This is a genomic window from Variovorax jilinensis (assembly GCF_030316885.1).
In the GTDB taxonomy this organism is placed as follows: Bacteria; Pseudomonadota; Gammaproteobacteria; order Burkholderiales; family Burkholderiaceae_C; genus Variovorax; species Variovorax jilinensis.
In genome coordinates this window covers 74,112-95,958 of sequence record NZ_JASZYQ010000004.1, presented here as the reverse complement: position 1 = coordinate 95,958, position 21,847 = coordinate 74,112, and the positions used below count along the sequence as shown (strand labels likewise).

Sequence of the window (21,847 nt, the reverse complement as noted above, 5' to 3'; positions counted from 1 at the left end):
CGATGGACCGCCTCAAGCAGCTCGAATCCTTCGTCGCGATCGCCGCCCGCGGCAGCCTGACCGCGGCGGCCAAGGCCGAGGGCGTGGCGCCCGCGATCATCGGGCGCCGCATCGATGCGCTCGAGGAGCGGCTGGGCGTCAAGCTCCTGGTGCGGACCACGCGGCGCATCGCGCTCACGCACGAGGGCAGCGCCTTCCTCGAGGACTGCCAGCGCCTGCTGGTCGAGCTTGCCAATGCCGAGGCCAGCGTGAGCGCGGGCGGGATCAAGGCCAGCGGCCACCTGCGTGTGACCGCGCCGGCCGGCTTCGGACGCCGCCACGTGGCGCCGCTGGTGCCGCGCTTCCACGAGCTGCATCCGGAGGTCACGATCTCGCTGAACCTCAGCGATCGGCTGGTCGACATGGCGGGCGAGAGCTTCGATTGCGCGGTGCGGGTGGGCGACCTGCCCGATTCCTCGCTCGTGAGCCTGCGGCTGGCCGACAACCGGCGCCGCTGCGTCGCCACGCCGGACTTCGTGCGTCGCCACGGCGCGCCGCGCCATCCGGGCGAGCTGGCGCGCTTCGCCTGCCTGAGCCTGTCGAGCGATGCCTCGCAGACGCGCGGCTGGGCCTTCGGCGTGCCGGGCGCGGATGGCGAGCGCGAGGTGATCCATCTCAAGCCCACGGGCCCGCTCGACTGCTCGGACGGCCAGGTGCTGCACGACTGGTGCCTGGCCGGCCATGGCATCGCCTGGCGCAGCACCTGGGAGGTCGAGGCCGAGATCGACGCCGGCCTCTTGGTGCCGCTGCTCGACGACTTCGCGGCGCCGCCGAACGGCATCTACGCGGTGTTCCCGCAGCGCAAGCACCTGCCGCTGCGCGTGCGCCTCTGGCTCGATTTCCTCAAGGCCCAGTACGCGCGGCCCGAGTTCTGGGGCGGCGGCACAATGGCAGCGCCCGCGCCCGACGAGAAGAAGGAATCCCCACGATGACCGCGTTCGAAGCCATCCTCGCCTACCTGCACATCCTGGCCATCCTCACGATGGTGGTCTTCATCGCCAGCGAGGCCGCGCTGTGCCGGGTCGAATGGCTCAATCCGAAGGTGGTCGAGCGGCTGGCCAAAGTCGACATGGTCTACGGCATCGCCGCGATCGCCGTGCTCGCGACCGGCGTGGCGCGCACCTGGTGGGGCGTCAAGGGCACGGCCTGGTACTGGACCAACCCCCTGCTGCACGTGAAGCTCACGCTCTTCATCGTGATCGGCGTGATATCGATCTTTCCGACCCTGACCTACATGCGCTGGCGCAAGGCCGTGCGCGCGAACGGCACGCTGCCCGCCGAAGCCGAGATCCGCAAGACCCGCAAGCTGGTCATGATCCAGGCCCACCTGATCGCGGTGATCCCGCTCGCGGCCGTGTTCATGGCCAGGGGCTACGGCAAGTAGCTCTCGGTCCAGGGATACCGCGGAACCGGCTTCGCCGGGCCGCTGGTATCGCCCCCGGTCGGGGGTGGGCGGGCTACACGAAGTGAGCCCGACCTGGGGGCGAGCTAGCCCTTTGCGTCGGCCTCGCACTTCTTCATGAAGCTGGTCTTGGCGGCACCGGCGAGCGCCTTGCCGTTCTTGTCGATCGCCTTGGCGGCGCAGGCCGGTGCGGCGGAAGCGGCAGCGTCCTTTTCGCACTTGGTCACGAAGCTGGTCTTTGCAGCTCCGCTGAGCTTCTTCTCCGCGGCCATGGCATCGCAGGTTTGAGCCTGGGCGCCGAAGGACAGGCAGGCGCCCAGAACCATCAGGGAAATCAGCTTCTTCGACATGGAGGGAGTCCTTGAAAGAGTGGTTGTGACAGTTGTTCCCCGCCTCGGGGCCGTTCATCCTAACGGCCGGCGTTAACCTTTGGATGACGTTCGTCACGGACGCGCTTTTGCCCCCGGTAAAATTCCCGGATGCTATTGGTCAAACAGGAGCTGCTCGCGGCGCTCGCGAACACGCTCGAATCCCTCTCGCCCGGCGCCGGCAGCAAAGCCGCGTTCGAGTCGCCCAAGGTGGCGGCCCATGGCGATTTCGCCAGCACCGCCGCCATGCAGCTGGCCAAGCCGCTGCAGCGCAAGCCACGCGAGCTGGCCGAGCAGCTGGCTGCCGCGCTGCAGGCCACGCCGGCCTTCGCGCGCTGGGTCGACACGGTCGAGATCGCCGGCCCCGGCTTCCTCAACATTCGGCTCAAGACCGTGGCCCGCCAGCAGGTGGTGGGCGAGGTGCTGGCCGCCGGCGCCGCCTACGGCAACCAGCCCGCGCGCGAGGACCGGGTGCTGGTCGAGTTCGTCTCGGCCAACCCGACCGGCCCGCTGCACGTGGGCCATGGCCGCCAGGCCGCGCTCGGCGACGCCATCTGCAACCTGCTCGCCACGCAGGGCGACATGGTCTGGCGCGAGTTCTATTACAACGACGCCGGCGTCCAGATCCAGACCCTGGCCACCAGCACCCAGCTGCGCGCCAAGGGCTTCAAGCCGGGCGACGACTGCTGGCCGACCGATCCCGACAATCCGGCCAGCAAGGCCTTCTACAACGGCGAGTACATCGCCGACATCGCGGCCGACTTCCTCGCGAAGAAGACGGTGAAGTCGGACGACCGCGAATACACGGCGAGCGGCGACGTCGACGACATCGATTCGATCCGCCAGTTCGCGGTCGCCTACCTGCGCCACGAGCAGGACCTCGACCTCCAGGCCTTCCAGGTCCGCTTCGACAACTACTACCTCGAGTCCAGCCTCTACACCAGCGGCCGGGTCGCGGCCACGGTGCAGAAGCTCGTCGATGCCGGCAAGACCTACGAGCAGGACGGCGCGCTGTGGCTCAGGTCGACCGACTACGGCGACGACAAGGACCGCGTCATGCGCAAGGGCGATGGCAGCTACACCTACTTCGTGCCCGACGTCGCCTATCACATCGCCAAGTGGGAGCGCGGCTTCCACAAGGTGGTGAACATCCAGGGCACCGACCACCACGGCACCATCGCACGCGTGCGCGCCGGGCTGCAGGCGGCCGGCGTCGGCATTCCCGCGGGCTACCCCGACTACGTGCTCCACACCATGGTGCGCGTGGTGCGCGGCGGCGAGGAAGTGAAGATCAGCAAGCGCGCCGGCAGCTACGTCACGCTGCGCGACCTGATCGAATGGACCAGCACCGACGCGGTGCGCTTCTTCCTGCTGAGCCGCAAGCCCGATACCGAATACACCTTCGACATCGATCTCGCGCTGGCGCAGAACAACGACAACCCGGTCTATTACGTGCAGTACGCGCATGCGCGCATCTGCTCGGTGCTGGCGGCCTGGGGCGGCGATGTCGCGAGCCTGGCCGGGGTCGACCTGGCGCCGCTGCAGAGCTCGGCTTCGCAGGCGCTGCTGCTGCAGCTCGCCAAGTACCCCGAGATGCTGACCGCCGCCGCCAGGGATTTCGCGCCGCACGACGTCACCTTCTACCTGCGCGAACTGGCCGCCAGCTACCACAGCTACTACGACGCCGAGCGCATCCTGGTCGACGAGGAGCCGGTCAAGCTGGCCCGGCTGGCACTGGTCGCCGCGACCGCGCGCGTGCTGCACAATGGCCTCGCCGTGCTGGGCGTCAGCGCGCCGCAAAAGATGTGATTCCCTCTTCCACCATGAAACAAAGACAAAGCGGCAACATCGTCATCGGGTTGATCGTCGGCCTCGTGCTCGGCCTGGGCATCGCGCTCGGCATCGCGGTCTACGTGACCAAGGTGCCGATCCCGTTCATGACGAAGACCCAGCGCGGCGGCGCCGAGCAGGACGAGGCCGAGGCGCGCAAGAACCGCGACTGGGACCCGAACGCACCGCTGGCCGGCAAGGCCGGCGCCCCGGCACGCGCACCCGCCGCCGCCACGCCCGCCACGGGCGCCGCGCCCGCGACCGCCGCCACGCCACCCACGGGCCCGGTGCCGGTGGTGGTGGCGCCTGGTTCGGCCGCCGCGCCGCGCCCGGCACGCGCGGCACCGGTGCCGGCGGAGGCCAATGCACTGCCGCCCTCGAACGATCCGATCGGCGATTTCGCCAAGTCGCGCGCCGCCGGCGGCACCACCACCGCGAGCGCCGCCCCCAGTGCCGGTGCCGATCCCTTCATGTACTTCGTCCAGGCCGGCGCCTTCCGCACCCAGGAAGACGCCGACGCCCAGCGCGCCAAGCTGTCGCTGATGGGCGTCGAGGCCCGCGTGACCGAGCGCGAGCAGGCCGGGCGCACGGTCTACCGCGTGCGGGCAGGCCCGTTCAACAAGAAGGACGACGCCGACCAGCTCAAGGAGCGGCTCGACGGTGGTGGCCTCGAATCCGCGCTGGTGCGCGTCCAGCGCTGAGCCGGCTTTCCCACTTCGCCGGGCGCGGCGGGAACTCTGCCCGGCATCGCAGGCTCTTTAAGCCTTACAGAAGGACCTTGATCAAATGAACCGTCGTGATTTCTCCCTCGCAGCCGCTTCGCTGGGCCTGCTTCCGCTGGCCACCTCCTCGCATGCGCAGGGCGCTCCGTTCCAGGCCGGCAAGCAGTACATCGTGCTCGGCAAGCCCGCGCCGTCCGATGTGCCGGCAGGCAAGGTCGAGGTGGTCGAGTTCTTCTCGTACAACTGCCCGCACTGCGCTGCCTTCGAGCCCAGGCTCGAGGCCTGGGTCAAGAAGCTGCCGCCCTACGTGGTGTTCCGCCGCATCCCGGTGCCCTTCGTGGGCAACGACACCGAAGCCAAGCAGCGCCTCTACTACACGCTCGAGGCCATGGGCAAGCTCGACGACATCCATCCGAAGGTCTTCCAGGCGATTCACCAGCAGCGCGCCAACCTCACCGGCGACGCCGCCATCCTGGCCTGGTCCGAGAAGCAGCCCGGCCTCGACGCGAAGAAGTTCGCCGAGCTGTTCAAGTCCTTCTCGGTGGTCGGCAAGGCCAAGCGCGCGGCCCAGCTCACCAACGACTACCAGGTGGCCGGCGTTCCGTCGCTCGGCGTGGCCGGACGCTGGTACGTGGATGGCGACTCCGCCGGCTCGCTCGACCGGGCGCTGCAGGTGGTCGACTTCCTGGTCGCCGAAGCCCGCAAGGGCTGATGACCGGCGGCCGTTGCGCCGCCTTCCGTCTTTCGCCGACGAAGCCCGCTTTGGCGGGCTTTTTCGTCCCGGCCGCGCGGCCTGCGCCCGTCCGGCGCATACAATCGACGAGCAAGTTTCGTGCCGCTATGAATCCGACCTCCCATCCCCTCCCCCGACGCCGTTCCGGCCGTGCGCTGTTCCTCGCCCTCGCGATCGCCGCGCTCGCGGGGCAGTCGCTGGCCGAGCAGGCCGACCGCACCAAGCCGATGAACATCGAGGCCGACGCCATGCGCTACGACGACCTCAAGCAGACCAGCGTGTTCACGGGCAACGTGGTGGTCAACAAGGGCACGATCCAGATCCGCGGCGCGCGCATCGATGTCCGCCAGGACCCCGAGGGCTACCAGTACGGCGTGGTGACGGCCGAGCCCGGCAAGCTGGCCTACTTCAAGCAGAAGCGCAATGCGGGCACCGACGAATGGATCGAGGGTGAAGGCGAGGTCATCGAGTACGACAGCCGGGCCGACAACGTGAAGTTCATCCGCCGCGCCGTGATGCGCCGGCTGATCGGCGCCACGCCCAACGACGAGAGCAGCGGACCGCTGATCGTCTACGACCAGAGCAACGACACCTTCACGGTCAACGGCGCCTCGCTGCCGCCGAACGCCGGCGTGGCAACCCAGCCGAGCGGCCGCGTCAAGGCCATCCTGACGCCCAAGCCGGCCACGGCGCCCGGAGCCCCTGCGGCCGCCAAGCCGGCGGCACCGGCTGCCGCACCGGCGCCGGGCAGCGGCCTGCGCTCGACCACCACCCTCGGCGGAGACACCAAGAAGTGATCGAAGCCGCAGGGAAGAGCTTGAACGAAGGCCAGCCGGGCAGCCGGCTCGAGGCCCGCAGCCTGCAGAAGAGCTACGGCAGCCGCAAGGTCGTCAAGGACGTGTCGCTGGCGGTGGAAAAGGGCGAGGTGGTCGGCCTGCTGGGGCCGAACGGCGCCGGCAAGACCACCTCCTTCTACATGATCGTCGGGCTGGTCCGCGCCGATGCCGGCGAGATCACGATCGACGGCGAGCCGATCGCCCACATGCCGATCCATCGCCGCGCGCGCATGGGCCTGAGCTACCTGCCGCAGGAGGCCTCGATCTTCCGCAAGCTCACGGTCGAGGAAAACGTCCGCGCGGTGCTCGAGCTACAGGCCGAGCCCGACGCCAACGGCCGCATGAGCACGCTGTCGAAGGCGCGCATCGAGGAGCGCCTGGCCGAGCTGCTGGCCGACCTGCGCGTCGATCACCTGCGCGACTCGCCGGCGCTGTCGCTGTCGGGTGGCGAGCGCCGCCGGGTCGAGATCGCGCGCGCGCTCGCGACCCAGCCCCGCTTCATCCTGCTCGACGAGCCCTTCGCGGGCATCGACCCGATCGCGGTGATCGAGATCCAGCGGATCATCAGCTTCCTCAAGGAACGCGGCATCGGCGTCCTGATCACCGACCACAACGTGCGCGAGACGCTGGGCATCTGCGACCACGCTTTCATCATCAGCGACGGGCATGTGCTGGCACAAGGCACGCCTTCGGAGATCGTCGACAACGCCGAGGTACGACGCGTGTACCTGGGCGAACATTTCCGGATGTAGGGGCCTTATCTCGATGAAGCAGGGGCTTTCGCTTCGCGTCTCCCAGCATCTGGCGCTCACGCCGCAGCTGCAGCAGTCGATCCGGCTGCTGCAGCTGTCCACGCTCGAGCTGAGCCAGGAAGTCGAGCAGATGCTCGACGACAACCCGTTCCTCGAGCGCACCGCCGACGAAGCGGCACGCGAGGAGTTCGGCCTCGACAGTGCCGACGCGCCGGTGCGCGACGACGACCGCCAGGCCGAGGGCGACGGTGATTTCACGCCCGGCCCTTCGGCCTCGGCCGCCGAGGTCGCGGTCGCCACGCCCGAGGCCGAGACCGCGCCGATCGACAGCGCCGACGGCGAGCCCGACTGGGAAGGCGACGGCACTGTCGACATGGCGCCCGACGACAGCGAATGGGGCAGCGATGCGCCGGCGCGCGCCAACAACCTCGGCGACGACGAACGCACCGACGCCACCGAGCTGGCGCGCAGCCAGGAGTCGCTGCAGAGCTTCCTGCACCGCCAGGCCCTGGGGCTGCGCCTGAGCGAGACCGACCGCGCCGCGCTGCGCTTCCTGATCGAGTCGCTCAACGACGACGGCTACCTCGAGGATTCCCTACCGGCCCTGGCGTCGGGCCTGGCCGGCGACGACAACGACCAGTTCGACGACCTGGTCCATCACTTCCAGGTGGCGCTGGGCTTGCTGCAGAGCCTGGAGCCGGTCGGCGTGGGCGCGCGCAACCTCGGCGAGTGCCTCACGATCCAGCTGCGCGCGCTGGCCCATGCCGGCGAGGACGCCGACGACACCCGGGTGCGCGAGACCGCGATCGCGATCTGCAGGCAGCCGATGGAGCTGCTGGCGCGGCGCGACTTCAAGCGCCTGGCCACGCTCACGCGCAGCAACGAGGAAGAGGTACGCGCCGCGCTGCAGCAGATCGCGCGGCTCGAGCCCAAGCCCGGACGCCGCTTCGTCGACGTCGAGCGCAACGTGGTGGTGCCCGACGTGATCGTCACGCGCGTGGGCAACGGCGGCAGCGCCAGGTTCCGCGTCATGCTGAACCCCGAGGTGATGCCGCGGCTGCGCGTGCACGACATCTACGCCGGCGCGCTCAAGCAGCACAAGGGCGAGGGCAGCCAGGCGCTGTCGCAGCGCCTGCAGGAGGCGCGCTGGTTCATCAAGAACATCCAGCAGCGCTTCGACACCATCCTGCGGGTGTCGAACGCGATCGTCGAGCGCCAGAAGAGCTTCTTCGTGCACGGCGAACTCGCGATGCGGCCGCTGGTGCTGCGCGAGATCGCCGACGAACTGGGTCTGCACGAATCCACCATCAGCCGCGTGACCACCGCCAAGTACATGGCGACGCCCTACGGGACGGTCGAGCTCAAGTATTTCTTCGGCTCGGCGCTCGGCACCGAGACCGGCGGCAATGCATCGAGCACCGCCGTGCGCGCGCTGATCAAGCAGTTCGTGAGCGCGGAAGACCTGAAGAAGCCGCTTTCGGACAGCCAGATCTCGGAGATGCTCAAGGAGCAGGGCATCGAATGCGCGCGCCGCACGGTCGCCAAGTACCGCGAGGCACTGCGCATCGCGCCCGCGAACCTGCGCAAGGCGCTCTAGGCCTTCGCGACCCCGGACAGAGCGGTCACAGGCCCTGGCAGCCCGTCGGGCGCCGTTCAGCCGATGGCCGCCGAAGCCGCCCGGCCCTGCGCCTGCAGCAGCAGCGCATGCAGCGCCGCGGGTTGCACCGGCTTGCGCAGCGCCTGCCAGCCGCGCTCGCGCGCCAGCTGCTGCGTGGCGTCGTCGATGTCGGCCGAAACGAGGGCGATCGCGAGCGCCGGTCGGCGGCGCTGCAGTTCGCCGGCCAGCGCGATGCCGTCACGCTCGCCCGGCAGGCGGATGTCGCACAGGGCGATGTCGAAGGCGGCGAGCGCGGGCAGGGCCAGCGCCTCGGCCGCGCTCGCGCAGACCTGCGGCCGCGCGCCCCACAGCCGCAGCAGCGCCGCGATGCTCTCGGCCACCACGAGGTTGTCCTCGACCACCAGCACCTCGAGCCCCGGCCGCAGGGCCTGCGGCTCCGGCGGCACCGCGTCGGCGGCATCGGCAGCCGCGGGCGCTGCCAGCGGCGCGCCCTGCGGCGCCGCCGGCAGCACGAAGGCGAACACCGAGCCGCGCCCCGGCGCCGAGCGCAGCGTGATCGCGACGCCGAGCCGCTGCGCCAGCCGGCGCACGATCGCCAGGCCCAGGCCGTGGCCGCGCTGGAGGTTGCGCTCGATGTTGCCCACCTGCTCGAAGTCGCCGAAGACGCGTTCCTGCGCCTCGGGCGCAATGCCGATGCCGGCGTCGCGCACCTCGATGCGCCAGGCGCCGGCCCGGCGCCGGCAGGCCAGCAGCACGCGCCCGCGCGGCGTGAACTTGAGCGCGTTGTCGACCAGGTTGCCGAGGATCCGGCGCAGCGCCACCACGTCGGTCCAGACCGCCGCGTCGGCCGGGCAGCGCACGCGCACGCGGCCGCTGCCGGCCTGGCGCGCGAACTCGTTCAAGAGCGGTGCCAGCGCCACCGCGACCGGCGCGATCGGATCGGCGGCGGCCTCGATGCGGCCGATCTCCAGCAGCTGGTTGGTGAGCGCCTCCAGGGCCTGCTGGGCGCGCGAGAGGGCGGCCACCGTGTTCATGACCCGGGCCGGGTCCTCGCCGGCCGCCAGTTGCTGGCGCAGCACCTCGGCCTGCAACCCCATCGCCATCACGGGCTGGCGCAGGTCGTGGTTGGCAGCCGAGAAGAAGCGCAGCCGCTCGGCCTGGGCCTGCTGCGATTCGCGCAGGCCGGCCAGCGCCTGCTCGCGCAGCACGCCCGCGTGGTGGCGCAGGCCGATGTTCTCCTCGAGCTGGCGCGAGCGTTCGGCGACCAGCTTCCAGACCATCGCGAGCAGGCCGATGCCGAGCAGCGCCAGCACCATCATGAGCGGCGAGCCGACCGTCAGGCCCATCACGATCACGGGCGCCAGCAGCAGCGTGATCGCCAGCTGCATCGCCGGCGTGTAGTAGGACACCGAGAAGGCAGAGGACAGGGTCATCGCCATGATCACCAGGCCGATCAGCAGCTGCGAGGTGGCGCTGGCCGGATTGAACAGCAGCACGCCGGCCAGGCCGTGCGCGCCCTCGTGCAGCGCGATGCGCAGGGTGTGCATGCGCAGCGCGCCCGGCAGGTTCTCGGGCGTGAGCGGATCGGGCAGGCGCTGCGGAAAGAAGCCGCGGTAGGCGGTGGTGAGCGCGATCAGCCCGATCCACAGCAGCGCGTGCGGCACCGAGTACTGCCAGGCGAACAATGCCGCGACGCCGCAGTCGAGCATGAACTGCACCGCGAGCACGGCCCCGCTGGGCTGGGCGCTGAGCCGCAGCACCTCGCAGCGGATGGCAAAGCGGTCGGCAGCAGTGGCCTCGTCGTTGGCGGGGGAGGGCGAAGGGCTCATCGGCGTGGACCCACTATAGAACAGGCACGTGGCGCCGAACCGCGTGGAGGCGACAATCGCGGGGTGAACGATCTCTCGCTTTTTCTCCCTTGTGCCGCCGGCGTCGAGGAATTCCTCGCGCAGGAAGTCCATGCGCTGACCGGCCGCGTCGGCCAGGACCTGCTGACCCTGCGCGGCGGCGTGCGCGTGCGCGCCGACTGGCGCGACGCGCTCCAGCTCAACCTGCACAGCCGGCTGGCCCAGCGCGTGCTGGTCGAGCTGGCCCATGCGCCCTACCGCAGCGAGAACGACCTCTACGCGATCGCGAGCGGCGTCGCCTGGGAGATCTGGTTCACGCCGAAGCAGACCTTCAAGATCGAGACCACGGCCCAGCACAGCCCGCTGCAGAGCCTCAACTTCGCGACCCTGCGCATCAAGGACGCGATCGCCGACCGCTTCCGCGCCAGGGCCGGTGGCGTGCGGCCCAGCATCGAGACGCAGTGGCCCGATTGCCGGGTCTTCGCCCACCTGACCACCGACAGCTGCACGCTCTACATCGACACCTCGGGCGAGCCGCTGTTCAAGCGCGGCTGGCGCCAGGACAAGGGCGATGCGCCGCTCAAGGAAACCCTGGCGGCCGCCATGCTGGCCGCCAGCGGCTGGTGGAACCCGGAAACCGGCGCCGTGTCGGCACAGCCGCTCTACGACCCCTGCTGCGGCAGCGGCACGATCGCGATCGAGGCGGCGCAGATCGCGTCCGGCGTCGCGGCCGGGTCGCTGCGGCGCTTCGGCTTCGAGAAGCTGCTGCCGTTCCAGCCGCACGTGTGGGATGCACTCAAGGCCGGCGCCGAGCCGGCGGCAGACCGGCCGGCGCCGCCGGCCATCTTCGGCTCCGACGTCTCGCACCGCATGGTCGATTTCGCCGAGCGCAATGCCGAACGCGCGGGCGTCGCGGCCCTGGTGCAGTTCCGCGGCGGCGACGCGCTGCAGCGCATGCCGCCGGCGGAGAGCGGCGTGGTGGTGCTGAATCCGCCCTACGGTGAGCGCATCGAGGTCGGCGGCGTGGCGCGCGGGCGCGAAGACGCCCAGACCGAGGACGGCGGCGAATTCTTCGCGCAGCTCGCGAGCCACTGGAAGAAGAACTACGCGGGCTGGACCGCCTGGGTGCTGACGCCCGACCTGCAGCTGCCCAAGCGCATGCGGCTGAAGGAGTCGCGCCGGGTGCCGATGTGGAACGGGCCGATCGAATGCCGGCTCTTCAGGTTCGACATGGTCGCGGGCTCGGCCAGGAAGGGTTAGCCCGCTGGGGTGGGCCCGGCGGCTGCCTGGCCTGAGCCCCCCGCCCGGCCCGGGCATCGGCTTTGGTCCAGAATGCGCGGCTCTCCCGAAGGAACCCATTGCCCATGACCGACCTGTCCGCCTTCCCCATCACCGGCAAGTGGCCGGCCGCGCATCCCGATCTGCTCCAGCTGTATTCGCTGCCGACGCCCAATGGCGTCAAGGTCTCGATCATGCTCGAGGAGACCGGCCTGCCCTACGAGCCGCACCTGGTCAGCTTCGAGACGAACGACCAGATGTCGCCCGAATTCCTGTCGCTGAACCCGAACAACAAGATTCCCGCGATCCTCGACCCCGATGGCCCGGGCGGCAAGCCGCTCGCGCTGTTCGAATCGGGCGCGATCCTGATCTACCTGGCGGACAAGACCAACCAGCTGCTGCCGCAGGACGCCGCGAGCCGCTACGAGGCCATCCAGTGGCTGATGTTCCAGATGGGCGGCATCGGCCCGATGTTCGGCCAGCTGGGCTTCTTCCATCGCTTCGCGGGCAAGGCCTACGAGGACAAGCGCCCGCGCGACCGCTACGTGGCCGAGTCGAAGCGCCTGCTCGGCGTGCTCGAGAAGCGTCTCGAGGGCCGCGCCTGGCTGATGGGCGACGTCTACACGATCGCCGACATCGCGACCTTTCCCTGGGTGCGCAACCTGATCGGCTTCTACGAGGCCGGCGAACTGGTCGGCATCGACGACTTCCCGAACGTCAAGCGTGTGCTCGCGGTCTTCGTCGCGCGGCCGGCCGTGGTCCGGGGCCTGGGCATTCCGGCACGCGGCTGAATCGGCGTGCGGGTCGTTCTCGACACCAACATCGCCCTCGACCTGCTGGTCTTCGACGATCCCGGACAGGCCGCGCTGGCTGCGGCCCTCGAAGCCGGCGAACTGCAGTGGATCGCCACCGCCGCGATGCGCGACGAACTGGTGCGCGTGCTGGGCTATCCGCTGATCGAGGCGCGCCTGGCCGCGTCCGGGCGCGAGCCGCAAGCCGTCCTCGCGGCCTTCGATGCGCGCGTGCAGCGGATCGAGGCCCTGCCGGCGCGCGCCCGATGCGTCTGCAGCGATCCGGACGACCAGATGTTCATCGACCTCGCAGTGGCGCAGGGGGCACGGCTTCTCAGCAAGGACCGCGCGGTGCTGTCGATGCGCAAGCGGCTCGCTCCCTGGGGCGTGGCCGTGGCGCGGCAGGTCTGAGTCATTTCCCGTACCAGCGCGCCAGCAGCCGTGCCACGGCGCGCACGCGCTGCGTGTCGCGCCCCCAGCGCCGGCCGCGCGGCAGATGCCGCAGCCAGCGCATGCGCCGGGCCGCCACGGCCAGGCGGTCGCGGACCTCTGCACTGGCCTGGCCGAGCACCTCGTGCCAGTGCGCGGCGGCCGCGTGCGGCGATGCGGCGTCGACCAGCATCGCGGTGGAGTGCAGGTAGCTGAGCCAGTCGCGCGCCTGGCATTCGGGCAGCGGCAGGGTCTCGCCGGGGTCGTCCTCGAAATCGATGTAGCCGATGGTGCCGTCGGGGCATTGCACGAGGTTGCGGTCGAAGGCCTGGCTCAGGTAGGCCTCGCGCGCATGCACGATCGCGATGGCATCCAGCCCCTCGCGCCAGGTCGCGAGCAGCGCCACCGGCCCGGCGGCGGCCGCCTGGTCGAGCCGTTCCTGCAGCACCACGGGCGGTCGGCCGCTCTGGCCCAGGTCGGAGATCAGCAGTCCGTCGGCCTGCTGCGCGAGCACCGCCGGCACGCGCAGTCCGACCGCGCCGAGCGCGCGCAGCCGGCGCGCCTCGATCTCGATCGCGGCCTCTCCCCCCGGATTGGGTACCGGCGACAGCACGTCGAGCCGCAGCGTGCCGGCGATCGCGGCCAGCAGGTGGTAGCGCAGCTTGCCGTGGCGCGGGCCCGCCTTCTTGAGCCAGACGCGCTCGCTGCCCAGGCGATGGCTGGCCACCGCCTTGCCCTGCTGCGGCAGCGTCGTGCGCAGGAATTCGGCGTAGTCGCCGGGCTGCGGCGGCGCTTCGGGCTCGAGCGGTGCCGGAGCCGAGGCCAGGCCCTTGCGCATCTGCACGCGCGTGGACGAGGCGCGTCGACCGGGATTCATGTCGCGAGCGGCAGATCGCGGCCGCTCTGCGCGGTGGCCTCCAGCCCGGCCGGGCAGAGCGCAAGGAAGGGGTGGCGCACCGGAAACGGTGACATCGTCGATTTGGGAATGGGGGTCTCCGTCAGCCTGCTGCATCATAGAGGGCTGCATTTTCCATTCCCATGAACAGCCCCACCGATACACCGACTCCTTCCTCGCCCGACAGCGCTCCGCTCGGCCCCGACGATTTCGACGCCCAGGACCAGGTGCTCGACGCCCTGCGCGCCGAGGACGAGGAGACCCCGCAGTGGGAGTTCTGCGAGGGTTTCATGGCGGCGCTGGTCTGCACCCGGCGCGTCATCGAGCCGGCCGAGTACTGGCCGGTACTGCTCGGCGAAGGCTTCGTGCCGGCCCGGCACATGGAATTCGTATGGCGCTGGAAGCGCCGCTGGCGCGAGATCGAGACCGGCCTCGACGCCGACGTGCAGTCGCTCGACGACGAGCGCACCTGGCAGCCCGAGGTGCTGGACACGCGCGGCGCGATCGCAGCGCTGCCCGAGGAAGAGCGGGCCGAGATGGCGGGCGAGGCGATTCCCTCCTTTGCCCAGGTGTGGGCGCTCGGCTTCATGTATGCGGTCGAGAACTGGCCCGACGAATGGACCGCCCCGCGCGACAAGGACGCGGCGCAGATGCTCGACGAGGCGCTCGACGCGATCGTCACGCTGACCGAGGACGACACCGGCAAGCCCGCGCTGTCGATGTACAGCGAGGATGGCCCGCCCAGCGTGAGCCAGGAGCGGGTCGACGATTTCGGCGCCGCGATCTGGGCGGTCTACGACCTGCGCCAGCTGTGGCGCAGCATGGGGCCGAAGGTCGAGACCGTGCGCCGCGAGGCCACGCCCGGCCGAAACGATCCCTGCCCCTGCGGCAGCGGGAAGAAGTTCAAGAAGTGCCACGGTCAGTAGCGCTCCGCCAGGCCGGCCCGCCGGGTGCGGCCTCCCGCCGTCGCGCGGTGGAGATGCCGGTTTGAATCCCGGGGTCGGAATGACGACCCGCACTGCCTGGGCCATGGTGCTCGCGCTGTGTACCGCCTTCGCCATGAGCCAGGCGTTCCGCACGGTGGGCGCGGTCATGGCGAGCCAGCTGCAGGCCGAGTTCGCGCTGTCGGCGCAGGCACTCGGCGTGTTTTCCGGCGCCTTCCATTTCGCCTTCGGCGCGATGCAGCTGTTCATGGGGATCGGCATCGACCTGCATGGCGTGCGGCGCACCGTGCTCGTCGCCTTCCCGCTGGCGATCGCGGGTGCGCTGCTGTCGGCAGCGACCGGCAACTACATGGTGCTGGTGTTGGGCCAGGTGCTCATCGGCGTCGGCTGCGCGCCGGCCTTCCTGGTCTGCACCGTGTTCATCGCGCGCCACTTCCCGGCCGCGCGCTTCGCCTCGGTCTCGGGGCTGGTGCTCGGCATCGGCGGGCTCGGCATGCTGCTGACCGGCACGCCGCTCGCATGGCTGGTGCAGGAACGTTCGTGGCGCGCCGGCTTCGTGGTGCTGGCCGCGGCCTCGGCGCTGGCCTGGCTCGTGATCTGGCGCTGGGTGCGCGAGCCCGGCCGCCCGGCCGGCCAGCCCAGGGAATCGGTGGCGGCCGCGCTGCGCCAGTTCGGCGCCCTGCTCGCGCTGCCGCACACGCTCGGCATCATGGTGCTCGGCGCGGTCACCTACGCGGCCTTCATCTCGCTGCGCGGGCTCTGGCTCGGGCCGCTGCTGATCGACCGCCACGGCTTCTCGCTGGTGCAGAGCGGCAATGTCGCGCTGATCGTGTCGCTGATCTCGCTGGTCGGACCACCGCTGTTCGGCCGCCTCGACCGCGACGGTCCGGTGCGGCGTCGCCGCATCATCGGCTGCAGCCTGCTCTACGCGGCCCTGTTCGCGGCCATCGCGGTCTTCACCGAGGCCTGGGTCGATGTCGCCGGCATGGTGCTGATCGGCCTGCTCGCGGGCTTCATCGTCTGGCAGTACGCCGACGTGCGAACGGCCTACCCGGTCGCGCTGACGGGCCGCGCGATGGCGGTGTTCACGATGGCGATGTTCCTCGGCGTGGCGCTGATGCAGTGGGTCACCGGCGTTGCGGCCTCGGTCGGCGTGGCGCACGGCGTCGAGGCCTATCGTGCGGTGCTCGCGACCATCGCCGCGCTGCTGGTCGCGGCCACGCTGGCCTTCGCCTGGTTGCCGGGGCCGGGCGCACGGCCGGTCCGGCAGGGCGCCTGAACGCCGCTCAGGCCACGCGCCAGGCCGGCACCTTGCGCTGGAAGCCCTTGAGCTCCAGCTCGCCGATCGGCTCGATGGCCCATTCGGCGTCGCCGGCCTGCTCGTGCAGTTCGGCCTGCACGCGCTGCGAGACCAGGATCTGGCCGCCTGCGGCCTCGCCGCACAGGCGTGCCGCCAGATTGGTCACGGTGCCGATGGCGCCGTAGTCGATGCGGCCGTCGAAGCCGATGCCGCCGAGCGTCGCGAAGCCCTGCGCGATGCCGATGCCCATGTGCAGGTCGTAGCCGCGTCGGCGCCACTGGCCGCTGAGCGCCGCCATCTCGCGCTGCATCGCGACCGCCATGCGCAGCGCGCGCGCCGAGGCGTCGGGCACGGGCTGGGGATCGTTGAAGAAGATCATCATGCCGTCCCCCGAGAAGCGTTCCAGCGTGCCTTCGTGCGCCAGCACCAGCCGCCCCATCGCGGCGTGGTACTGGGCCAGCACGGCCATCACCTCCTCGGGGTCGGCGGTCTCGGTGAAGGCCGTGAAGCCGCGCAGGTCGAGGAACACCACCGTGATCTCGCGCCGGTGGCTGCGCAGCGGATCGCCGGCGCCGCCGGCCAGGATCGCCTCGGCCAGCTGCGGCGAGAAGAAGCGCTTGAGCTGGCCCACGCGCTCGAGCTGCCGAACGCTGTCGGCCACGCGCTGCTCGAGCGTGGCGTTCCAGGCCTGCAGCTCGGCGCGCTGGCGCTGCACCTCGTCGTAGAGCGACTTCACGCGCAGCAGCGAGCGCACCCGTGCCATCAGCTCGGCCTGGTTGATGGGCTTGCCGAGGAAGTCGTCGGCGCCGGCATCGAGGCCGTTGACGCGCTCCTGCTCGGGGTCGAGCGCGGTCACGAGCACCACGGGCAGCACGGCGTGCAGCGGATCGGCGCGGATGGCGCGACAGACCTCGTAGCCGTTCATGCCCGGCATCATCACGTCGAGCAGCACCAGGTCCGGCGGCTCGGCGGAGATGCTGGCCAGCGCCTCGAGGCCCGAGGCGGCGGTACGCGTGCGGTAGCCGCGGGCGCCGAGCACGTCGGCCAGCAGGCGCACGTTCTTGGCGACGTCGTCGACGATCAGGATGCTTCCGGTGCTCACATGGCCTCCAGGGTCTGCAGCGGCAATACGAAGGTGAAGGTGGCGCCCTCGCCGAGCCTGCTCGCGACGGTGAGCGTGCCGCCATGCAGCTCGACGAAGCGCCGCGCCAGCGACAGGCCCAGGCCGGTGCCCTCGGCCTTGCGCAGGTGGTCGCTGCCGGCCTGGCGGAATTCCTCGAACACCAGCGCCTGGTCCTCGGGCGCGATGCCGACGCCGGTGTCGCTCACGGCGACCTCGGCCAGGCTGCGGCCGTCGTCCTCGATCCGGCGCGCGCGCAGCCTTACGCTGCCGCCCGCAGGCGTGAACTTGACCGCATTCGACAGCAGGTTCACCACCACCTGCTTGACCTTGCGGGCGTCGGCCACCCACGCCTCGAGGCCGTCGCCCACTTCGAGCGAGAGCGCCAGCGCATTGCGCTGCGCGCGCTCGCGCACCAGGGTCAGGGCGTTGTCCAGCAGCAGGCCGAGGTCGAAGCAGCTGAGGTCGAGTTCCATGCGTCCGGCCTCGATCTTCGACAGGTCGAGCACGTCGTTGATCAGCGTCAGCAGGTGATGGCCCGACGAGCTGATGTCGCGCAGGTACTCGAGCTGCTTGTCGTTGAGGGGGCCGAACATCTGCGCGCCGAGCACCTCCGAGAAGCCGATCACCGCGTTGAGCGGCGTGCGCAGCTCGTGCGACATGTTGGCCAGGAACTGTGACTTGTGGTGGTTGGCCACCGCGAGCTGGCGGCTCTGGTGCTCGATCTCCTGGAACAGGCGCGCGTTCTCGATCGCGATCACGGCCTGGTCGGCAAAGGTCTCGACCAGCCGCACCTCGGCGGCCGTGAACGCCTGCACGTGGCGGCGGATCACCGCGATGACGCCGAGCGAGGCGCCCTCGCGCACCATCGGCACCGCCAGCACGGTGCGAAAGCCGTGGCGCGCCTGCGGGGCGCGCGATTCGGGGTAGTCGGCATCGACCCGCCTGAGCACGTCCGGCACGTGCACCGTGCGCCGCTCGGTGAAGGCGCGGCCGACCACCGAGCGCGGCGCCATCGGCAGCAGCTCGTCGCGGCCGACCGCCGGGTCGCTATGGGGACCGACGTAGCCGGTCATCGCGCGCAGGTGGTCGTCCTCCGGCAGCCAGATGCGGCAGCCGTAGGCGTGGCACAGCGTGGCCGAACGCTCGGCCACCGCCTGCAGCACCGGCGACAGGTCGGAGGGCGAGCGGCTGATCACGCGCAGCACCTCGGCGGTCGCGGTCTGGTAGTCGAGCGCGGCGCTGAGCTCGGCGGTGCGCTGCTCGACCTTGCGTTCCAGTTCGCCGTAGGACTCGCGCAGCTGCGCCGACATGCGGTTGAACTGGTGCGCAAGGCCTTCCAGCTCGTCGCCAGTGGAGACCACGATCTGCTGGTTCAGCTCGCCCTGGCCGATGCGGCGTGCCCCGCGCGCCAGCGTGCGGATCGGCCGCACCATGCTGCGCGCCAGCACGGAGGCCGCCAGCGCCGAGACCGCCAGGCCCGCGAGCAGCAGCACGGCCGCGCGCAGGTAGCTGGCGTTGAGCTTGGCGTAGACCTCGCCGATCGGCTGCTCGACGAACACCTTCCAGCCCAGCGGCGCGATCGTCGCCATCGAGGCCAGCACCGTGGCACCGGCGAGATCGCGCGACACCATCGCCTGCTCGGGCGTGCCACCGTCGGTGATGGCCGCCTTCACGTGCGGCAGCGCCGCGAGGCTGGTCTTGCGCAGCACCAGGCCCATGTCGGGATCGGCCACCAGCAGGCCGTTGCCGTCGACCACGTAGGCCTTGCCCTTCTCGCCGATGTGGATGCGCGAGACCACGTCCCAGATCAGCTTGAGATTGAGCTCGGCCACCGTGACCGACCCGCGTTCGCCGCCGGCGCGGATCGCCACCGTCATGTAGGGCTCGGTGCCGCGGTTGAAGTAGACCGGGCCGAACCACGGCTCGTCGGCCACCGCGTGCCGGTACGGCGCTTCGGCCGAGCGGTCGCGCCCCGAGCCCATCACGTCCATGCCGAGGCGCGACACCTCGATCTGCTCGCGGCCGGCGGCGTCGATCTGCGCGATGTCCGTCACCTCGGGCGCCTGGCGCAGCAGGCGCCAGAACTCGGAACGCCGTGAGGCCAGGTCGGCGGCATCGATCTGCGCCAGCGAGGCGTAGGCCAGCTGCTGCGAGAGCTGCTGCATGTACTGCTCGATGCGCGATGCCGCGCCGACCGCCTTCTCGTGCTGCAGGCTGGCGAGCGCCTCCTTGTTCTCCTGATAGGCGAAGTAGAGGCTGAAGGCGCTTGAGGCCAGCAGCACCGTGGTCACCAGCGAGAGGATCAGCAGCAGGTACTTGCGGAACAGCCGGCCCTGGTGAACGTCGCGGCTGGCCTGCGACAGCAGCGCGAAGCGCTGGCCATGGGCAGCGGACAGTTCGCCCGGGAGCGAGAGCGGGGACGAATCCGGCGGCGTCATCGGGTGCCAATTGGACATCCGGCCGCGCGCGATGGGAAGGCCGCGCGCCTAGGCCCAATGGCCGATGCGCTAGAGCGCATGGGGCAGCGGCAAGGCCCCGTGGACGGCGCAGAATCTGCGCTCGATGGTCGGTCGAGAAGGAGGATGCGGATGCGATGCAGGTTCCTGGGGCTGCTGCTGGCCGGCGTGCTGGCGCTCGCGCTGGCGCCCGTGCGCGCGCAGCCGGCGAAGAAGGTGCCGCGCCTGGGCTACCTCGCGGCCGTCTCGGCCAGCGCCGACGCGCCGCGCCTCGAGGCCTTCCGCCAGGGACTGCGCGATCTGGGCTATGTCGAAGGGCAGAACATCCGGATCGACTACCGTCACGAGAGCCAGGACCTGCGCCGCCTGCCCGCGCTGGCCGAGGAACTGATGCGCCTCGACGTCGATGTGCTGGTCGCCGTGACCACCAATGCGGCGCAGGCCGCGAAGAGGAGCACGGACACCGTGCCCATCGTGTTCATGGGCGTCACGGACCCGATCACCACCGGCCTCGCGCTGAGCCTCGCGCGGCCCGGCGGCAATGCGACCGGCATCACCAACGTGGCGGCCATCCTCACCGGCAAGCGGCTCGAGCTGTTGAAGGAGACGGTGCCGGGCAACACCCGCGTGGCGGTGCTGTGGGACCCGACCGCGCCGGGCTCGGTGCCCCAGTGGGAGGCCAGCCAGGGCCCGGCCCGCACGCTCGGCCTGCAGCTGCATTCGATGGAGGTCAGCAGCCCCGAGGGCTATGCGCAGGCCTTCAGGGATGCGGTCAAGGCGCATGCGGGGGCGGTCTGGGTGACGCTCAATCCGGTCGCCAATTCGAACCAGAAGCTGATCGCCGACCTCGCGCTGCAGAACGGGCTGCCGTCGATCTGCGCACGCGGCGACTATGCCGAGAACGGCTGCCTCATGGCCTACGGGCCGGGCTACGGCAACGAAGGCAAGGACGGCGCGCGCTACGTCGACCGCATCCTCAAGGGCGCCAGGCCGGCCGACCTGCCGATCGAGCAGCCGACCAAGTTCGAGCTGCTGATCAATCTCAAGACCGCGAAGCAGCTCGGCTTCGCGGTTCCGCGGCCGGTGCTCGAGCGCGCCGACCGCGTGATCCAGTAGTGAGCCCGCGGCTCAGATCTTGAAGGCGCGCTGCACGTCGGGCCGCACCAGGTCGACGTAGTCGCGGTGCTTGCGGATGTAGCCGGCGATGAACTGGCAGACCGGGATCACCTGCTTGCCGTCGGCGCGCGCGCGGTCGAGCACGTGGCGCGCGATGGCCGAGCCCACGCCCTTGCCCTCGAAGGCCTCCAGCACCTCGGTGTGGGTGAACATGATCGCCTCGCTCAGGAGGTTGTATTCGCAGTAGCCCGCGAGCTGGCCGCCGATGGCGGCCTCGTAGCGGTGTTGCGCCGGGTTGTCGGTGATCGTGATGTCGGTCATTGGGGAGTCGGTGCAGGAGCAGCAGGGTTTCAGGGGTTGCGCGCGAGCCAGGCCGCGAGATTGGTGGCCGCGGTGGCGCGCACCTTGTTCTTCAGCATCGGCGACCAGCCCAGCAGCAGGCCCGGTGCGCCGAGCGCCTGCCGCGACCAGCGCCAGAAGTCGAAGCTGTCGCGCTGGGTTGCGATCAGGCCCTCGGGCGTGAAGGTGAAGCGCGAATCGATCGCGTTGTCGACGATGCGGCCGGTGGCACTGAAGAGGTAGTGGGCATCCCAGTGCGCCTTGCCGCGCGCGGCGTCGGCCTCGATGTCGCGGTAGCTGAGCCGCCACACCGCGGCGCCCTTGGCCCGGGTGCCGCTGCACAGCATCTTCCACATGCCGCCGATCTCGCGTGCGCCGCGCAGCGAGAAGGCCTCGTCGTCGAAGCTCGCCTCGGGTGCATAGCAGGTCGCCATGGTGTCGGCGTCGAGCTTCTGGAAGGCGTCGTAGAGACGGCGCAGGGTCTGTTCGGTTTGCATGCGGCATCCTACGCGGTGCGCGGTCAGGGCTGCTCGACCAGGGACGCCAGCGTCTGCAGCGCATAGTGCACCGTGGCCTGGCGCACGGCCGCGCGGTCGCCTTCGAAGCGGCGGCGCTCGGTGCGCACGGCACCGTCCACCGACCAGCCGAACCAGACCGTGCCGACCGGCTTCTCCGGCGAGCCTCCCGTGGGGCCGGCCACGCCGGTCACGGCCACCGCGGCGCGGGCCTGCGAGCGGGCCACGGCGCCTTCGGCCATCGCGCGCGCCACGGGTTCGCTGACCGCGCCGTGGGCAGCGATGAGCGCGGCGTCGACGCCGAGCATCTCGCTCTTGGCCTCGTTCGAATACGTGACGAAGCCGCGCTCGAACCAGGCGCTCGAGCCCGCGAGATCGGTGCAGGCTCCGGCGATCAGCCCGCCGGTGCAGCTCTCGGCCGCGGCCATCATCCAGTGCCGCTGCTGCAGCAGGTCAGCCATGCGCAGCACGAGTGCCGGGATGTCGAGGTCGGCAGGAGCCGGCGCAGCAGGAT

Annotated in this window: 22 protein-coding genes; 14 read left to right on the top strand and 8 right to left on the bottom strand. The window is 70.6% G+C overall.

The genetic code is table 11. From position 1 onward, the window contains the following. Window positions 1–2: 2 nt before the first annotated feature. Both QTH87_RS16220 and QTH87_RS16215 read left to right on the top strand, forming a co-directional pair. A complete protein-coding gene (locus tag QTH87_RS16220; RefSeq protein ID WP_286610567.1) occupies window positions 3–971 on the top strand; it encodes a LysR family transcriptional regulator in 969 nt (322 codons plus the stop codon). Next, window positions 968–1,423 carry a DUF2214 family protein gene (locus tag QTH87_RS16215; RefSeq protein ID WP_286610564.1) on the top strand — a complete coding sequence of 152 codons (456 nt, stop codon included), beginning with the start codon at window positions 968–970 and terminating at the stop codon, window positions 1,421–1,423. Before QTH87_RS16220 ends, QTH87_RS16215 begins: the two co-directional genes overlap by 4 nt. Before the next feature lie 104 nt (window positions 1,424–1,527). Here QTH87_RS16215 and QTH87_RS16210 read toward each other — a convergent pair whose 3' ends face one another. After that, window positions 1,528–1,791 carry a hypothetical protein gene (locus tag QTH87_RS16210; protein WP_286610562.1) on the bottom strand — a complete coding sequence of 88 codons (264 nt, stop codon included), beginning with the start codon at window positions 1,789–1,791 and terminating at the stop codon, window positions 1,528–1,530. A 129-nt stretch (window positions 1,792–1,920) separates the two neighbouring features. On the opposite strand from QTH87_RS16210, the gene argS reads away from it, so the two are divergent. The 6 genes from argS to QTH87_RS16180 all read left to right on the top strand — a co-directional run bounded on the left by argS (window position 1,921) and on the right by QTH87_RS16180 (window position 8,279). Then, the gene (gene argS, locus QTH87_RS16205; RefSeq protein ID WP_286610560.1) at window positions 1,921–3,618 is read left to right on the top strand and encodes an arginine--tRNA ligase; all 1,698 of its coding nucleotides are present in this window, start codon (window positions 1,921–1,923) and stop codon (window positions 3,616–3,618) included. Window positions 3,619–3,632: 14 nt separating this feature from the next. Further along, window positions 3,633–4,340, top strand: a complete 708-nt coding sequence (locus tag QTH87_RS16200; protein ID WP_286610558.1) for an SPOR domain-containing protein — start codon at window positions 3,633–3,635, stop codon at window positions 4,338–4,340. An 85-nt stretch (window positions 4,341–4,425) separates the two neighbouring features. Beyond that, complete coding sequence (locus QTH87_RS16195) at window positions 4,426–5,073, top strand: thiol:disulfide interchange protein DsbA/DsbL (protein WP_286610556.1); 648 nt, start codon at window positions 4,426–4,428, stop codon at window positions 5,071–5,073. A gap of 128 nt (window positions 5,074–5,201) precedes the next feature. Beyond that, the gene (lptA, locus tag QTH87_RS16190; RefSeq protein ID WP_286610554.1) at window positions 5,202–5,891 is read left to right on the top strand and encodes a lipopolysaccharide transport periplasmic protein LptA; all 690 of its coding nucleotides are present in this window, start codon (window positions 5,202–5,204) and stop codon (window positions 5,889–5,891) included. 20 nt (window positions 5,892–5,911) lie between these two features. Continuing rightward, the gene (gene lptB / locus QTH87_RS16185; protein WP_286610552.1) at window positions 5,912–6,682 is read left to right on the top strand and encodes an LPS export ABC transporter ATP-binding protein; all 771 of its coding nucleotides are present in this window, start codon (window positions 5,912–5,914) and stop codon (window positions 6,680–6,682) included. A gap of 13 nt (window positions 6,683–6,695) precedes the next feature. Then, on the top strand, window positions 6,696–8,279 hold the full coding sequence (locus QTH87_RS16180) for an RNA polymerase factor sigma-54 (protein WP_286610550.1): 1,584 nt from the start codon (window positions 6,696–6,698) through the stop codon (window positions 8,277–8,279). Window positions 8,280–8,335: 56 nt separating this feature from the next. Here the strand turns inward: QTH87_RS16180 and QTH87_RS16175 are convergent, their stop codons facing one another. Continuing rightward, complete coding sequence (locus QTH87_RS16175) at window positions 8,336–10,129, bottom strand: ATP-binding response regulator (protein WP_286610547.1); 1,794 nt, start codon at window positions 10,127–10,129, stop codon at window positions 8,336–8,338. Between the two features lie 63 nt (window positions 10,130–10,192). Here QTH87_RS16175 and QTH87_RS16170 point away from each other — a divergent pair, with 63 nt between their 5' ends. From QTH87_RS16170 to QTH87_RS16160, 3 genes are all read left to right on the top strand, one after another. Then, entirely contained in the window at window positions 10,193–11,407 is a 1,215-nt protein-coding gene (locus QTH87_RS16170; protein WP_286610546.1) for a THUMP domain-containing class I SAM-dependent RNA methyltransferase, read from the top strand. Window positions 11,408–11,511: 104 nt separating this feature from the next. Next, window positions 11,512–12,216: a glutathione binding-like protein gene (locus QTH87_RS16165; protein WP_286610545.1), complete on the top strand. Its 705-nt coding sequence runs from the start codon at window positions 11,512–11,514 to the stop codon at window positions 12,214–12,216. A gap of 6 nt (window positions 12,217–12,222) precedes the next feature. Next, on the top strand, window positions 12,223–12,627 hold the full coding sequence (locus tag QTH87_RS16160; RefSeq protein ID WP_286610544.1) for a putative toxin-antitoxin system toxin component, PIN family: 405 nt from the start codon (window positions 12,223–12,225) through the stop codon (window positions 12,625–12,627). Window position 12,628: 1 nt separating this feature from the next. Here the strand turns inward: QTH87_RS16160 and QTH87_RS16155 are convergent, their stop codons facing one another. Beyond that, window positions 12,629–13,522 (bottom strand): BUD32 family EKC/KEOPS complex subunit, encoded by an 894-nt coding sequence (locus QTH87_RS16155; RefSeq protein WP_286610543.1) that lies wholly within the window; start codon window positions 13,520–13,522, stop codon window positions 12,629–12,631. Window positions 13,523–13,683: 161 nt separating this feature from the next. Between QTH87_RS16155 and QTH87_RS16150 the strand changes: the two genes are divergently transcribed. Next, complete coding sequence (locus QTH87_RS16150) at window positions 13,684–14,466, top strand: UPF0149 family protein (RefSeq protein WP_286610542.1); 783 nt, start codon at window positions 13,684–13,686, stop codon at window positions 14,464–14,466. 79 nt (window positions 14,467–14,545) lie between these two features. Next, window positions 14,546–15,763, top strand: coding sequence for an MFS transporter (locus tag QTH87_RS16145; protein WP_444812797.1), 1,218 nt, complete (start codon window positions 14,546–14,548; stop codon window positions 15,761–15,763). 7 nt (window positions 15,764–15,770) lie between these two features. Here QTH87_RS16145 and QTH87_RS16140 read toward each other — a convergent pair whose 3' ends face one another. Both QTH87_RS16140 and QTH87_RS16135 read right to left on the bottom strand, forming a co-directional pair. Beyond that, complete coding sequence (locus QTH87_RS16140; protein ID WP_286610541.1) at window positions 15,771–16,886, bottom strand: adenylate/guanylate cyclase domain-containing protein; 1,116 nt, start codon at window positions 16,884–16,886, stop codon at window positions 15,771–15,773. Continuing rightward, window positions 16,883–19,345, bottom strand: coding sequence for a sensor histidine kinase (locus QTH87_RS16135; RefSeq protein WP_286610540.1), 2,463 nt, complete (start codon window positions 19,343–19,345; stop codon window positions 16,883–16,885). The genes QTH87_RS16140 and QTH87_RS16135 overlap by 4 nt, the downstream gene beginning before the upstream one ends. 150 nt (window positions 19,346–19,495) lie before the next feature. Here QTH87_RS16135 and QTH87_RS16130 point away from each other — a divergent pair, with 150 nt between their 5' ends. Further along, entirely contained in the window at window positions 19,496–20,479 is a 984-nt protein-coding gene (locus QTH87_RS16130; protein WP_286610538.1) for an ABC transporter substrate-binding protein, read from the top strand. Between the two features lie 12 nt (window positions 20,480–20,491). On the opposite strand, the gene QTH87_RS16125 is transcribed toward QTH87_RS16130, so the two are convergent. The 3 genes from QTH87_RS16125 to QTH87_RS16115 are packed head-to-tail and all read right to left on the bottom strand — an operon-like array spanning window position 20,492 to window position 21,794. Then, window positions 20,492–20,800 carry a GNAT family N-acetyltransferase gene (locus QTH87_RS16125; RefSeq protein WP_286610536.1) on the bottom strand — a complete coding sequence of 103 codons (309 nt, stop codon included), beginning with the start codon at window positions 20,798–20,800 and terminating at the stop codon, window positions 20,492–20,494. A gap of 29 nt (window positions 20,801–20,829) precedes the next feature. Then, window positions 20,830–21,315: a nuclear transport factor 2 family protein gene (locus QTH87_RS16120; protein WP_286610535.1), complete on the bottom strand. Its 486-nt coding sequence runs from the start codon at window positions 21,313–21,315 to the stop codon at window positions 20,830–20,832. Between the two features lie 23 nt (window positions 21,316–21,338). Further along, complete coding sequence (locus tag QTH87_RS16115) at window positions 21,339–21,794, bottom strand: CinA family protein (protein WP_286611195.1); 456 nt, start codon at window positions 21,792–21,794, stop codon at window positions 21,339–21,341. Window positions 21,795–21,847 lie beyond the last annotated feature (53 nt).